The organism is Aeromonas popoffii, from assembly GCF_000820025.1.
Classification (GTDB): domain Bacteria; phylum Pseudomonadota; class Gammaproteobacteria; order Enterobacterales; family Aeromonadaceae; genus Aeromonas; species Aeromonas popoffii.
On record NZ_CDBI01000046.1, the window covers coordinates 28,456 to 43,058 of the forward strand.

General features: G+C 58.5%; 15 protein-coding genes. All 15 read right to left on the reverse strand.

Annotated features, from left to right (window positions below; all coding sequences use genetic code 11):
• Positions 1-6: 6 nt before the first annotated feature.
• The 15 genes from BN1129_RS08470 to glyA all read right to left on the reverse strand — a co-directional run bounded on the left by BN1129_RS08470 (position 7) and on the right by glyA (position 14,468).
• Positions 7-948: an ABC transporter permease gene (locus BN1129_RS08470; protein ID WP_042035818.1), complete on the reverse strand. Its 942-nt coding sequence runs from the start codon at positions 946-948 to the stop codon at positions 7-9.
• A 3-nt stretch (positions 949-951) separates the two neighbouring features.
• Positions 952-1,926, reverse strand: a complete 975-nt coding sequence (locus tag BN1129_RS08475; RefSeq protein ID WP_042035819.1) for an ABC transporter permease — start codon at positions 1,924-1,926, stop codon at positions 952-954.
• Positions 1,927-2,025: 99 nt separating this feature from the next.
• Positions 2,026-3,582, reverse strand: coding sequence for an ABC transporter substrate-binding protein (locus BN1129_RS08480; RefSeq protein ID WP_042035820.1), 1,557 nt, complete (start codon positions 3,580-3,582; stop codon positions 2,026-2,028).
• 59 nt (positions 3,583-3,641) lie between these two features.
• Positions 3,642-5,366 (reverse strand): ABC transporter ATP-binding protein, encoded by a 1,725-nt coding sequence (locus BN1129_RS08485; protein WP_042035821.1) that lies wholly within the window; start codon positions 5,364-5,366, stop codon positions 3,642-3,644.
• Positions 5,367-5,878: 512 nt separating this feature from the next.
• Positions 5,879-6,373, reverse strand: coding sequence for a phosphatidylglycerophosphatase A family protein (locus BN1129_RS08490; RefSeq protein ID WP_042035822.1), 495 nt, complete (start codon positions 6,371-6,373; stop codon positions 5,879-5,881).
• On the reverse strand, positions 6,370-7,329 hold the full coding sequence (gene thiL, locus BN1129_RS08495; protein ID WP_042035823.1) for a thiamine-phosphate kinase: 960 nt from the start codon (positions 7,327-7,329) through the stop codon (positions 6,370-6,372). Before thiL ends, BN1129_RS08490 begins: the two co-directional genes overlap by 4 nt.
• Before the next feature lie 57 nt (positions 7,330-7,386).
• The gene (gene nusB / locus BN1129_RS08500; protein ID WP_042035824.1) at positions 7,387-7,800 is read right to left on the reverse strand and encodes a transcription antitermination factor NusB; all 414 of its coding nucleotides are present in this window, start codon (positions 7,798-7,800) and stop codon (positions 7,387-7,389) included.
• Positions 7,801-7,814: 14 nt separating this feature from the next.
• Entirely contained in the window at positions 7,815-8,285 is a 471-nt protein-coding gene (ribH, locus tag BN1129_RS08505) for a 6,7-dimethyl-8-ribityllumazine synthase (protein WP_005317595.1), read from the reverse strand.
• 238 nt (positions 8,286-8,523) lie between these two features.
• Positions 8,524-9,633: a bifunctional 3,4-dihydroxy-2-butanone-4-phosphate synthase/GTP cyclohydrolase II gene (gene ribBA / locus BN1129_RS08510; RefSeq protein WP_042035825.1), complete on the reverse strand. Its 1,110-nt coding sequence runs from the start codon at positions 9,631-9,633 to the stop codon at positions 8,524-8,526.
• Between the two features lie 141 nt (positions 9,634-9,774).
• Entirely contained in the window at positions 9,775-10,428 is a 654-nt protein-coding gene (locus BN1129_RS08515) for a riboflavin synthase (RefSeq protein ID WP_042035846.1), read from the reverse strand.
• Between the two features lie 55 nt (positions 10,429-10,483).
• Positions 10,484-11,593 (reverse strand): bifunctional diaminohydroxyphosphoribosylaminopyrimidine deaminase/5-amino-6-(5-phosphoribosylamino)uracil reductase RibD, encoded by a 1,110-nt coding sequence (gene ribD, locus BN1129_RS08520; protein WP_042035826.1) that lies wholly within the window; start codon positions 11,591-11,593, stop codon positions 10,484-10,486.
• A 101-nt stretch (positions 11,594-11,694) separates the two neighbouring features.
• Positions 11,695-12,144: a transcriptional regulator NrdR gene (gene nrdR, locus BN1129_RS08525; protein WP_042035827.1), complete on the reverse strand. Its 450-nt coding sequence runs from the start codon at positions 12,142-12,144 to the stop codon at positions 11,695-11,697.
• Positions 12,145-12,278: 134 nt separating this feature from the next.
• Complete coding sequence (locus BN1129_RS08530) at positions 12,279-12,611, reverse strand: NIPSNAP family protein (protein WP_042035828.1); 333 nt, start codon at positions 12,609-12,611, stop codon at positions 12,279-12,281.
• Between the two features lie 65 nt (positions 12,612-12,676).
• A complete protein-coding gene (locus BN1129_RS08535) occupies positions 12,677-13,105 on the reverse strand; it encodes a hypothetical protein (protein WP_042035829.1) in 429 nt (142 codons plus the stop codon).
• Positions 13,106-13,214: 109 nt separating this feature from the next.
• A complete protein-coding gene (gene glyA, locus BN1129_RS08540) occupies positions 13,215-14,468 on the reverse strand; it encodes a serine hydroxymethyltransferase (RefSeq protein WP_042035830.1) in 1,254 nt (417 codons plus the stop codon).
• Between the last annotated feature and the right edge of the window lie 135 nt (positions 14,469-14,603).

The following is a 14,603-nucleotide window of genomic DNA, read 5'->3' on the forward strand; positions in this document are numbered from 1 at the left end:
CCCGAGTTAACCCTTGTAAATCTTCGGGTTAAACACATCCCGCAGCCAGTCACCCAACAGGTTGATGACCAGTACCAGCACCACCAGACAGATGCCCGGGAAGGCGGTGATCCACCAGGAGCCTGAGAAGATGTAGTTGAAGCCGACGCTGATGAGCGACCCCAGCGACGGCTGATCCACCGGCATCCCCAGGCCGAGGAAGGAGAGTGCCGCCTCGCTCATGATGGCGTTGGCCACCTGCACGGTGGAGATCACCAGAATGGGCGACAGGCAGTTGGGCAGAATGTGGCGAAACATGATGCGCGGGGCGCGGAACCCCATCACCTTGGCCGCTTCCACATACTCCTTTTTCTTTTCGGCAAGTACAGAGGCACGTACCGTCCTGGCGTACTGCGGCCACTCGGCGATACCGATGATCACCACCAGCATCATGATGGCGAATTTCGAGTAGAACTCGGAGCCAAAGGTTGCCTGAAAGATGGCGGAGATGATGATCGCCACCATCATGGTGGAGAACGACAGCTGCACGTCGGCAAAGCGCATCAGCAGGCTGTCGATGCGGCCACCGAAGTAACCGGCGATCAAACCGACGACGATGCCGAGCACCAGTTGCAGCCCCACAGCAAACAACCCTATGGTCAGCGAGATACGGGCACCATAGAGGATGGTGCTCCAGATATCGCGGCCCTGGTTGTCGGTGCCGAGCCAGAAGCGCTCCTCACCCCCTTCCAGCCAGGAGGGCGGCAGTTCGGCATCCATCAGATCGAAACTGGTCTGGTCATAGACGTTGTGCGGCGCCAGCCAGGGCGCCAGCAGCGCCGCCAGTACGAACACCACAAACACGGCGAAGCTGAACATGGCTACCTTGTCCCGCAGGAAGTAGTAGACGATGTCAGCGTTCTTGAATCGAGTCCAACGGCTTGGGCTCGCAGTCACAGTGTTAGCCATGTATCACCCCTTGGCGGTCAGGTTGACGGTCGGGTTGATAAACCCGTAGAGCAGGTCGACCAGGGTATTGGTCACCACGAAGATCAGTCCCACGAAGATAACGTAGGCGGTGATCAACGGGGTATCGACCCGGTGGATCGCCTCGAGGAACAGGAAACCGGTACCCGGCCACTGAAACACGCTCTCGGTCAGGATGGTGTAAGCCACCATGGTACCGATCTGCACACCACCGACGGTAATGACCGGCAGCATGGTGTTCTTCAGGGCGTGCTGGTAGTAGACCTTGTTGTTATCCAGCCCCTTGGCGCGGGCGAACTTGACGTACTCGGAAGATAGCTGCTCCAGCATCTCGGAGCGCACCAGCCGGATAAACAGCGGCAGCATGATGGAGGAGAGCGACACCGCTGGCAGGATCAGGTGCTTGATACCATCCCAAGTGAAGAAGCCCGACTCCCAGCCCAGCAGATTGTAGGTTTCGCCACGGCCGTAAGCCGGCAGCCAGCCCAGCTGGATAGAGAAGAGATACATCAGCATGATGGCGGTCAGAAAGACCGGGATCGAGATGCCGATACTGCTTCCCGCCATGATGAGCTTGGTGGGGATGCTGCGCGGGCGGATCGCCGAATAAACACCGAGTGGAATGGAGACCACCACAATGATCAGCGCAGCGGCAAACACCAGCTCAAGGGTAGCCACCAGCTTGTCGAGTATCACCTCGAGGGCCGGTCGCTTGAAGAAATAGGAAGTGCCCAAATCCCCATGCACCGCATTTTTCAAAAAGCGGCTGTATTTGATGAGGAAGGGATCATTGAGGCCCATCTTCTCACGCAACTCGTGACGCTGGGCTTCGGAGACCGATTGTCCCACCATCTCGCGCAACGGGTCACCCAGGTTGTCCTGGATGGAGAAGGCGACCAGGCTGATGACGAACATCACTATCACCGCCTGATAGAACCGTTTCAGCAGGAATGTAAACATGCTTGTCCTTCTACGTGGCCTGTGTCGTGGCACAGGCTTCTGTTAGTGGGCGGAGTGGCCAGCTGGCCCCCCCGCCCCGTCCTTCCTTGCGACGTTCTCTTACTTGCCGACCACCAGGTCGCCCAAGTAGGGGAATACCATGACGTTGGCTACCGGTGCGATATCCACATTCTTCTTGGCGCCATAAGCTACGTTTTCCCAGTGAAGCGGCACATAAGTGGCATCTTCAACCAGTAATGCTTCAGCCTTTTTCAGCATCTCGGCACGCTTGGCCGGATCGGTCTCGGTGTTGGCATCCATCACCAGTTTGTCAACATCGGTGTTCGCGTTGCCTGCGCAGTTGTACTGGCCCATACCGGTCTTGGCATCTTTGGTAAAGGTCAGGAACTCAAACAGGTTGGCACTATCTTCGGTATCCGAATGCCAGCCGATCAGCTGCATGTCAGCGGCGCACTTGTCAAACTCGGGCCAGTACTGAGCCACCGGCATGGTCTTCAGATCCACCTTGATATTGATCTTGGCCAGCATGGCAGAGACCGCCTGGGCAATCTTGACGTCGTTGACGTAGCGAGCAGCCGGGGAGATAAAGCTCACCTTGAAGCCATTCTCGTAACCGGCTTCCTTCATCAGTGCTTTCGCTTTAGCCAAGTCATATTGAGGGGTCAGGGCTTCATTGTGACCAACATAGCCTTTCGGGCTCAGTTGACCAGCCGCTGTACCAAAACCCTTGTTGATCTTCTCAACGATACCTTCCTGGTTGATGGCGTAGTTGATTGCCTGACGCACACGCTTGTCTTTCAGGGCCGGGTTGGTGTTCTGGTTGAGCTCGATGATGATGATGCGGGTACCAGGCAGGCTTACCAGCTGGGTATCCTTACCATTTTTGACTCGCTCCAGATCGTTGGGGGCAACCGGATAGATAATATCCACATCGCCACCCAGCAGGGCTGCAACACGGGTTGCATCTTCCTTGATCGGCACAACGGTCAGATTTTGGACGTTACCTTTGGAACTCTTGTCCCAGTAGTTAGCATTACGGACGTAATCAAGTTTCACACCTTGCTCGCGAAACTTGACGGCAAAGGGACCGGTGCCAGACACATTGGTCGAGGCGAAGGAACTGCCGTTTTTGACAATCTCAGCCTTGTCCTTACCATCGTTGGTTTTCCCGGTGTAGAACTTGGCGTCCATCGGGAAAAAATAGGTTGCTGTCTGTAGCACCAGTGGGAATGGCTTGGCAGTAATGAAGTCAACGGTGTGATCATCGATCTTCTTCACCTCAGTGATGGGCTCAAAGATCGCTTTGTAGTCGACAGAAGACTTCAAGCGGTCCATGGTCCATACCACATCATCGGCGGTGAACTCATTACCGGAGTGGAACTTGACCCCTTTACGCAAAAAGAAACGTATCGTCTTGTCATCGATGCGCTCATATTTCTCGGCAAGACGCGGCTCGAACTGCATGTCCTGGGTGTAGCGCACCAAGGGATCGAACACCAGATGCGACATCTCCAGGGTCTGACCCGAGAGCTGCTCCTGCGGATCCATGGACGTTGCATCTGACGCTACGCCGACTTTGATATCAGCAGCTGAGACACCGAAGGCGAAACCGGCGGCAACCAGCGCCAGGGCAATTTTGGACAATCCTTTCTTCATCTTGTTCTCCATGCTTTTGGCTTTTTTATTGACAGACAAACCGGCGAGCTGGTGATTTCCTAGCTTGCGATTTCCAGCCCCTCGCGGGACATTCCCTTGAACTCCGGCATGAGGGAGATCAGCTTGCGGCTGTACTCATGCTCGGCATTGGTAAACAGTTTTTCGGTCTCGGCCACTTCCACCAGATGGCCATGCTGCATCACGCCGATGCGATCGCACATCTGGCGGATCACCGGCAGATCGTGGCTGATGAACAGCATGGTGAGCCCAAGCTCCTGCTGCAGATCCTTGAGCAGGTTAAGGATCTGTGCCTGTACCGACACATCCAGCGCCGAGGTCGGCTCGTCGCAGATGAGGAAGCGCGGCCGGGTCGCCAGGGCACGGGCGATGGAGATGCGCTGACGCTGACCACCGGAGAACTCGTGGGGATATTTGACCCCGGCACCACGACCGAGCCCCACATGATCGAGCAGGTCGTTGACTATGCCCTCGATCTGGCTCTCACTGCCCGCCAGCTTATGGAAGCGGATGGGCTCGGCGATGATGTCACGCACCTTCATGCGCGGATTCATCGAGGAGTAAGGGTTCTGGAATACCATCTGCATCTGGCGACGCAGGGGGCGGCGCTCACGCTCACTCTTGAGAGCGGTGAGATCGATCCCCTCGAAGAAGATCTTGCCGGTATCGGGCGGATAGAGGCCTGTAATGGCACGGGCTATGGTGGATTTGCCGGAGCCCGACTCCCCTACCAGGCCGAAGGTCTCCCCTTCGAAGATCTCGAAACTGATGTTGTTGCAGGCACGCACGTACTGGCGACGACTCGGGAAGATGGAGTCCTTGGTGACGAACTTCAGGTCCACGTTCTCCACCCGCAGCAGGGCCCCCTCATAGGTGCGCTCGTCCTGACTCTGGCCAAGCCAGTGGGTCTTGAGATCGATATTGGTATCCGGCGCGCTGGCATCCTCGATATAGGAGACCAGCGGGAAACGTACCAGCTTGACGTCGGAGCGGGGCACTGCCGAGATGAGGCTGCGGGTATAAGGGTGATTGGGGTGACCCAGCACCTGTTCAGTGGTACCGAACTCCACCAGATCGCCACGGTACATCACAGCCACCTTGTCAGTGACGTTGGAGACCACCCCCATGTCGTGGGTCACCAGCATGCAGCCCACCTGACGCTCTTTGCAGAGGTTGCGGATGAGCTGGAGGATCTGATCCTGAATGGAGACGTCGAGGGCCGTGGTCGGTTCGTCGGCGATGATAAGCTCAGGATCGCACGACAGCGCGATGGCAATGACCACCCGCTGACGCATGCCGCCGGAGAACTGGTGTGGATACTGCTTGATTCGCAGCTCGGGCTGCGGGATCCCGACCGCCCCCATCAGCTCGAGCGCCTTGGCAAAGGCCGCGTCGCGAGAGAGCTTGGTATTGGCAAGAATGGTCTCCACCAACTGCTGTTCAACCGTGAACAGCGGATTGAGGGAGGTCATGGGATCCTGGAAGATGAAGCCGATACGGGAACCACGGATGGCCCGCATCTCGTTCTGGCTCTTGCCAGAGATGAGTTCGCCGTTGAGATAGATGTCACCACGGGCGATACGCCCCGGCGGGCTCAGCAGATCGATGACGGCATTGCCTATGGTGGATTTACCGGCGCCAGATTCGCCCACCACGCCGACGATCTCCCCTTTTTCGACACACAAGGAGAGATCTTTGACTGCGGCCAGCACGCCATAGCGGGAGGGATACTCGATCCGCAAGTTTTTCACTTCGAGCAAGGACATGTTTACCTCTGCGGGGGACATCCGTCCCAAAGAATTCGTCCGTAAATCGGCCGCAGATGCTGGCTGTGCCTGGAGTACTGATATTGAGTGCTTTAATGAGTAATAAACGCTCAATCCATGAGGCAGCGAAACCAGCGATCCGGGCGGGTTTTTTGCATTTTTTTGGAATAACCCGCGAGTAAGTTAGACGGTTTGACCGCGACTGTAAATGATCGGGTTATACAATTTCGCAATACGTTGCTCAGCCAACGGCCATCATAGCAGTCCAAAATAACGATTTTTGTCTCATAACAAGACTATGTGACTATTATCAGTACTTTTTACTGATTTTAATTTCAACAAAGACGCAACAGACGGAAATAATCACTATTAGAACAATAGCATTAAGCTTCGAATGAGTAGTGAATATTTATGTGAAATGATTTTTTAACGGCAGCATATGCCGATGAATGAAAAATAAACAGAGCTATATAGGGGGAATGCCAGACTGGCGATCCCCCTTACGAGGAGATTTACCCCAGCCAGTATGCCAGTAATTGCATACAAAACAGGGCGAACAAACCGGCGATGAGATCGTCCAGCATGATGCCGAGTCCACCGTGAATGCGGCGATCAAACCAGGAGATGGGCCAGGGTTTGAACACATCGAACAGGCGGAACAGCACGAAGCCGGCCAACACCCACTCCCAGCCAGCCGGAGCGGCAATCATGGTGACGCCAAAGCCGATCACCTCGTCCCAGACAATGGCACCGTGATCCGGCATGCCGATGGCATCGGTAGCGCTCTGGCAGATGCGAATGCCCACCACGAATCCCACTGCCAGCAGGGCGATGAACCAAGGCGTTGCCAGACCACTCACCAGCAGATAAAGCGGGATAGCCGCCAGCGTCCCCATGGTGCCCGGCGCCTTGGGAGAGAGGCCCGAGCCAAACCCCACCGCCAGCAAGTGCAGCGGATTCTTCAGGTTCAGCCTTTTCAGCTCCGGTCTTATCATAAAAAAGGTCATGCGAAGTGATCCCACCCTTTCAGTTGCAGTTCGAGCCCTTGCTCGCCTCTCAGGTAGTCGATACCCGGCTCGCCTGCCACGATGCGACCGATGCGGGTGAACTTGACGCCACAGTTGGCCAGCGCCGTATCCAGCGCCCCGCGATACTCCTGCGGCACGGTAAAGCAGAGCTCGTAGTCATCGCCACCGGCCAGCGCCAGTTGCCAGGCATCCTGCTCGGGCACCGCATCCTGCAGCACGGGCGACAGGGGCAGCAGATCGAGATCGATCTGGGCCCGCACGCCGGATGCCTTGAGGATATGGCCGAGATCCGAGGAAAGTCCATCTGAAAGATCCAGCGCACTGCTCGCCAGCCCGCGCAGGGCTTGCCCTGCCAGAATGCGGGGATGGGGGTGGTCAAGCCGTGGCAGCACGGCAGCCAGCTGGTTCTCGTTGAGACTGCGCTTACCCAGCAGATGGGAAAGCGCCAGGGCGGCATCTCCCAGGGTGCCGGTGACATAGATGCCGTCACCGACCTTGGCACCGCGGCGCATCAGGGCGCGACCGGCGGGGACGGATCCCTTCACCGAGACGGTGATGGAGAGCGGGCCACGGGTCATGTCCCCGCCCACCAGCGCCACGTTGTAGTATTCGGCCAGCTCGAGAAAACCCTCGGCAAAACCGGCGACCCAGGGTTCGTTGATGGCGGGCAGCGTCAGTGCCAGCGACACCCAGCGCGGCTCGGCGCCCATGGCGGCGAGGTCGGACAAATTGACCGCCAGCGCCTTGTAGCCAAGATCCACCGGATCCATGTCGGGGAGGAAGTGAACGCCGCTCACTAGCGTATCCGTGCTCACCGCCAGCTGAGTATCGGCGGGCAGGGTCAGCAGGGCGCAGTCATCTCCGGGGCCCATCACCACGTCCTTGCGGGCGTGGGGGACCTTGAAGTACTTATCAATCAGCTCAAATTCACCCATACAGTAAAAAGCCAGCGGTTAGGCTGGCTCCTCTCTTAATGCTGACGGACAGCAGGATCAACGCTTGGCCAGCGTCTTGATCACCTTGTCCAGTACACCGTTGACAAACTTGTGGCTGTCATCGGCAGCAAAGGCCTTGGCCAACTCGATCGCTTCGTTGATCACCACGCGCGGCGGCACATCATCACGACGGGTCAGCTCATAGGTCGCCAGACGCAGGATCGCCTTGTCCACCATGTCCACTTCTTCCAGCGGACGAGAGAGGAAAGGAGAAAACACCTTGTCCAGCTCGTTGCAGTGGAGGGCTACCCCGAACAGCAGATCGCGAAAATAGTTCAGGTCCACACCCTTGGTGTCCTGATCTATTTTGAACTGCTCTTCGATGTCGCCCACGTTGGCCCTGGTCATCTGCCACTGGTAGATGGCCTGGGTGGCGCAATGGCGGGCTTTACGGCGCTCGGACGGTTTCAATGTACTTCTCCTCGTTACACGTCCAACTGTTTCAGGACGTTGATCATTTCGAGCGCGCTCAGTGCAGCCTCTGCACCCTTGTTACCCGCCTTGGTACCGGCGCGCTCGATGGCTTGTTCAATGTTTTCTGTGGTCAACACGCCGAAGGCAACCGGAATTTCATATTCCATCATTACCTGGGCCATGCCCTTGCTGCTCTCGCTTGCCACCAGCTCGAAGTGATAGGTGCCGCCACGGATGACAGTGCCCAGCGCGACTATGGCGTCGTATTGACCACTCTTGGCCAGCTTCTTGATAGCCAAGGGAATTTCGACGGCGCCCGGCACTCGTACCAGGGTAAGATTGCTGTCCTGGACTTGACCTTGACGCTTCAGTACGTCCACAGCACCGTCCACCAAGCTTTCGTTGATGAAGCTGTTGAAACGGGCAACGACAATAGCAACGCGCGCCTCAGGAGCGGCGATATTTCCTTCGATAACCTTCATTGGAAATCCTGTATCTGTGCAATCAAAAGGGGCCGGAGTCAAAAGTGCGCACATTCTAGCACAACAGACCCACGACAAAAACCACAGCCGCGATGGGCGGCCATGATCGCAATGTCATTCGGACGACGCGCTTATTCAGCGACGCATTCAACGACCTCCAGGCGGAAACCGCCTGAAGAGACGAGGGGATTTCTTGGACAAGTTCAGCCGCAGGCGCTGAGCCAGCTACCGAACCCGCTTATTCCCCGACATACTCCACCACTTCCAGGCCGAAACCGCCGAGGGCATGGTATTTCTTCGGCGAGCTCAACAGCCGCATCTTGCCAACCCCCAGCGTCTTGAGGATCTGGGAACCCACGCCGACCCGACGCGATGTGCCTTGCCACTTGGCCCCTTCCGGTGCCAGCCCCTTGTCAGCGGCTTCAAAGCCCTTGACCCGGGCCAGCAGCTCCTCGCCATGGGATTCCGCCCCCAGAATCACCAGCACCCCGCCCTCGCTGGCGATGCGGGCCATGGATTTGGGCAGCGGCCAGCTACGGGCAGCGTGACGGTCGGTCAGCAGCAGATCGCTCAGCACATCGTGCAGATGCACCCGCACCAGCGTCGGCTGGTCGGCCTGAATCTCACCCTTTTTCAGGGCAAAGTGCACCTGATTGTCGATGGTGTCGCGGAAGGTGATGAGATCGAACTCGCCAAACTCGGTGGGCAACTTGCACTCGGCCACTTTCTCCACCGTGGTCTCGTGCTGGTTGCGGTATTCGATAAGGTCGGCAATGGTACCAAGCTTGATGCCGTGCTGCTCGGCGAAGATCTCCAAGTCAGGACGGCGCGCCATGGAGCCATCCTCGTTGAGGATCTCGACGATGACGGAAGCTGCCTCGTAACCGGCCAGCCGGGCCAGATCGCAGCCCGCCTCGGTGTGACCGGCACGGGTCAGCACGCCGCCATCCTGCGCCATCAGCGGGAAGATGTGGCCAGGCTGCACCAGATCGGCCGCCTTGGCATTGGGGGCAACCGCTGCCTGTACTGTGACGGCGCGATCGGCGGCGGAGATGCCAGTGGTCACCCCTTCGGCCGCTTCTATGGTGACGGTGAAGGCGGTCGAGAACTGGGCATTGTTGCGATCTACCATCAGCGGCAGCGCCAACTGCTTGCAGCGATCCCGGGTCAGGGTCAGGCAAATGAGACCACGGCCGTAACGGGCCATGAAGTTGATATCCTCCGGGCGGACACAGGAGGCGGCCATGATGAGGTCCCCTTCGTTCTCCCTGTCTTCGTCATCCATCAGGATCACCATCTTGCCAGCCTTGATATCGGCAATGATTTCCTGGGTTGTGCTCAGCGCCATAGGCTACTCCATCAACATGCTTCTGGGATTGAGCCTGCCGGCTCGGCTTGATACGGGATTATGTTGCTCTAGATGGGGGCACAAGGCCCCATTTCAATCGGAGCGGGATCACAGAAAACGGTTTTCCCGCGGCATAGGCCGTTACAGGAAGCCGGACTGGGCCAGTTTTTCCAACGTCAGGGACGATGATGCACTGTCATGGGCCTTGCCTTGCATCAGGCGCTCCAGATAGCGAGCTATCTGATCCACCTCGAGATTCACGCGATGACCCGGTTTCCAGCGGGCGATGGTGGTCTCTTGCGCCGTGTGGGGCACTATCGTCAGGCGGAACACATCCCCCTGCACGGCATTGACCGTCAGGCTGATGCCATCCACCGCAATCGAGCCTTTCTCGGCGATGTAGCGGGAGAGCTCGCCCGGCGCCTTGATCCAGTATTCGATGGCGCGGCCACTGCTGGACTTGCTCTTCACCTCCCCCACCCCGTCCACATGACCGGAGACCAGATGACCGCCCAAGCGGGAGGTCGGCATCAGCGCTTTCTCCAGATTGACGGGATCGCCCACCTTGGCCTTGGCAAAGCCGGTGCGCGACAGGGTCTCCAGCGACACGTCGGCGGTATAGCGCTGGTCACCCAGCGCAACCACGGTGAGGCAGACGCCATTGGTGGCGATGGAGTCACCCAGTTTGACATCGCTGAAATCGAGGCCAGGTGCGTGCACAGTGAGGGCCATATCCTCGCCTTGGCGACGCAGCTCGGTCAGGGTGCCCACCGCTTCGATAATTCCGGTAAACATGCAGATCACCTTGCTGATAACGGGGCCACACTGGCCCCCGATAAACATTGAGAAATCAGGCTATTTTCGCCGTGATGCGAATGTCCTGCCCCACCAGCCGCACATCCTTGATGTTGAGCTTGGGCGCCTGGAACAGCCGGGTGAGTTCGGGCAGATGGAACAGGCCACGCCCCTCATCCCCCATCAGTCTTGGCGCCTGGTAGAGCACCAGCTCATCCACCAGCCCTTTGTTCAGCAGGGCGCCACACAGCCGCGGCCCTGCCTCCACCAGCACAGAGTTGATGTGCTGCTTGGCCAGCAGCATAAAGAGGCTGACCAGATCCAGCTTGCCGTCCAGCAGCGGCAGCTCCAGTTGCTGCACCCAGGCCGGCCAGTCGCCGGTAGCCTTGTGGCGGGCCAGCAAGACCGGGCCTGTACTCTGGAACAGGGGCAAGTCCGGGGTGAGCCGGTTTTGCGAATCAACGATGACCCGCAGCGGCTGGCGCAGGGTCTCTTTGGGATAGCTGGCCTTGACCGAGGGGGGCAGCTCGTCCCAACGCACGGTCAGCGAGGCGCCATCGGCCAGCACCGTCTCGGCGCTGGAGAGCACCGCATCGTGACGGGCCCGCAGCCGCTGAACATCGGCACGGGCCAGGGGACCCGTTATCCACTGACTCTCGCCGCTTGCCATGGCGGTGCGACCATCCAGGCTGGCGCCGAGCTTGACCGTCACCTGCGGGAAGGCGGTGCGCATCCGTTTGAAAAAGCCCGGATTGAGTGCCTCAGCCTCGGCACTGAGCAGGCCGAAGTCGGTCTTGATACCGGCCTCAGACAACATGCGCAGCCCGCGTCCGCCCACCTCGGGATTGGGATCGACCATGGCGGCGACCACCCGGGTCACCCCGGCCTTGATCAGCGCCTCAGCGCAGGGCGGGGTACGGCCATGGTGGGAACAAGGCTCCAGAGTCACATAGGCGGTGGCGCCACGGGCCTGTTCACCGGCGGCATGCAGGGCATAGACCTCGGCATGGGGCTCGCCGGCACGCTTGTGCCACCCCTCACCGACCACCACACCGGCTTTCACCAACACGGCACCGACACAAGGGTTGGGCGCCGTGGTATAGCGGCCACGGCGGGCCAGTTCGAGGGCCCGACTCATCCATTGGTAATCATCTTGACTAAACATCTGGGCTCCCGTTCAAAGCGATAAAATGGGCGTTGCAGGTTCGATTAGCGCATCGTAATCGGACGTTGGGGAAGCTTGTTTCTCCAACTTGGCGATCTGTTCTACTTCTCCAGCTTGGCGATCTCTTCACCAAATTCACGAATGTCTTCGAAGCTGCGATAGACGGAAGCGAAGCGAATGTAGGCCACCTTGTCCAGGCCCTTGAGCTCGTCCATCACCAGATTACCCACCAGCTGGGAGGCGACTTCGCGCTCACCGGTGGCCCGCAGGCAGGACTTGATGTGATTGACCCCCTTCTCGATGGCTTCCATGCTCACCGGCCGCTTCTCCAGTGCACGCAGTATACCGGCACGCAGCTTGTCTTCATTGAAGGGTTCACGGGAGCCGTTGGACTTGATGACACGGGGCATCACCAGCTCGGCCATCTCGAAGGTGGTGAAACGCTCGTGGCAGAGCAGACACTCACGACGGCGGCGCACCTGATGGCCTTCTGCCACCAGACGGGAATCGATCACCTTGGTATCAACGGCACTACAGAAAGGGCAATGCATCTGACCTCCGGCGTTAACTGAAAAGGCACCTGCCCCGCAGGGTCAGGATCTTGGTCGGCCAGTGTAGCACGGCCATCGAAAGCCGGTAAAAGCCCAGAAAAACAATATGTCACCGCAGATGCACTTTAACCGTATCAGCACGTGCGCAGCGCTTCTATGGCCGCCACTGGCAACCAGAGCACTGTATTTGCATCACCCTCGATCAGCGCAACAATGGCCTCTCTCGGGCCTGCTTGCCAGGCCTCAGTCCCATAGAATGCCGCCTGAGAGCGGTTCAGATGCTCAAGGTCATCGTAGGCACGCATCAGAAAATAGGCGTCCGGATCATGCAAGGAGGGGCCATGGCTCACCACATCCATCCCCCAGGCAAGGTGCAAGGGCAGACTCTGCTCGGTGACCAGCCGATGAAAAGCCGCACGGCTCCCGGCCTTGAGCCGATAGCTCCGGATCTCCAGCACTCGCTTCATCACGCTTTCTCCTGCTAAAAATGGTGTAAAAAGGCACACACAGCACCATTCGATCGGCCAGAGGCTCAATCGTCATAGGGCAAGGTGTCGGGATCACACCCAGTGTGATCGGGCGCCGGATCCTGCACAAACTGCACGGCATCGATATGGGTGTGGCCCTGCATCAAGGCCTTGCTCACCCTGTGCATGCCATCCATGACCCGTCCCGCACTGTCCAGAATGATGGGATAGGCGAGATCGGCGGCCAGCATCAGCTGACAGTGCTCTATGATGCTGCGCACCGTGGGTCTGGCCTCGCCGTATCCATACCAGTGCTCAAAATCCAGTTCGGCAATCTGTGCCAGCGGCACAGCTTGCACCGGCAGCCCGCGGCTCCGCCGTACCAGACGGCGCACATCCCATGCCAGCAGCCCCTCCGGACTATCGCGAAAATGGTACTGGGCTCGGATGGACAAGATCAGATCCTCATCTGTACTCGCGCTCTCGCCTGACATGCTGCCTCCTCTGTCTGCAGAACAAACTCGGCGCCCGTAGCGGGGCCGAAACAGAAAAAACAATGCCACCCGAAGGTGGCATTGGCCTCAAACCGGATAAACGCCGTTATCAGGCATAAACCGGGAAGCGGCGGCAGATGTCCAGCACCTGCTCACGTACGGTGGCCAGCACGGCATCGTTGTCGTGGTTGTCCAGCACGTCGCAGATCCAGTTGGTCAGCTGGATGGACTCGGCTTCCTTGAAACCACGGCGGGTGATGGCCGGAGTACCGATACGCACACCGGAGGTGACGAACGGGGAGCGCGGGTCGTTAGGAACGGAGTTCTTGTTGACCGTGATGTTGGCCTTACCAAGGGCGGCATCGGCCTCTTTACCGGTCAGCTCGCGACCAATCAAGTCCACCAGCATCAGGTGGTTGTCGGTACCGCCGGAGACAATCTTGTAACCACGCTCGATGAAGGTGGCCGCCATGGCCTTGGCGTTTTTGACCACCTGAGCCTGATAGGTCTTGAACTCGGGCTCCAGCGCCTCTTTGAAGGCCACGGCTTTACCGGCGATGACGTGCATCAGCGGGCCACCCTGGCCGCCCGGGAAGACAGCGGAGTTCAGCTTCTTGTAGAGATCTTCATCGTCAGCGGCGGAGAGGATCAGACCACCACGGGGACCGGCCAGGGTCTTGTGGGTGGTGGAGGTGACCACGTGAGCGTGGGGCACCGGGTTCGGGTAGACGCCAGCGGCAATCAGACCGGCCACGTGCGCCATGTCGACGAACAGCCAAGCACCGATTTTGTCAGCGATTTCACGCATGCGGGCCCAGTCAACGATACCGGAGTAGGCGGAGAAGCCACCGATCATCATCTTCGGCTTGTGCTCAACGGCCAGACGCTCCATCTCGTCGTAGTCAATTTTGCCGGACTCATCGATGCCGTAAGGGATGATGTTGTAGAGCTTGCCGGAGAAGTTGACCGGGGAGCCGTGGGTCAGGTGACCACCGTGGGCCAGGTTCATGCCCAGCACGGTATCGCCCGGCTGCAGCAGCGCCATGTAAACGGCGCTGTTGGCCTGGGAGCCGGAGTGCGGCTGCACGTTGGCGTAAGTGGCACCAAACAGTTCCTTGGCGCGCTCGATGGCCAGGGTTTCGACCACATCGACATACTCGCAACCACCGTAGTAGCGCTTGGCCGGATAGCCTTCGGCATACTTGTTGGTCAGCTGGGAGCCCTGGGCTTCCATGACGCGGGGGCTGGTGTAGTTCTCAGACGCGATCAGCTCGATATGCTCTTCCTGACGACGGGTCTCGTCTGTGATGGCCTGCCACAGCTGGGGATCATAGCCTGCGATGGTCATGTCACGTTTCAACATCCGTTTATCTCCTGAAAATCGTTTGCGCGTTAGGTGAAGTGGGCAGCGGCATTGTAACGTGAGCGAGATCAAAGAGACAGTCCAACCACCCAAAAATTTGTTTAAACAATGTAAAATGTGTCGCAAATATCGAGG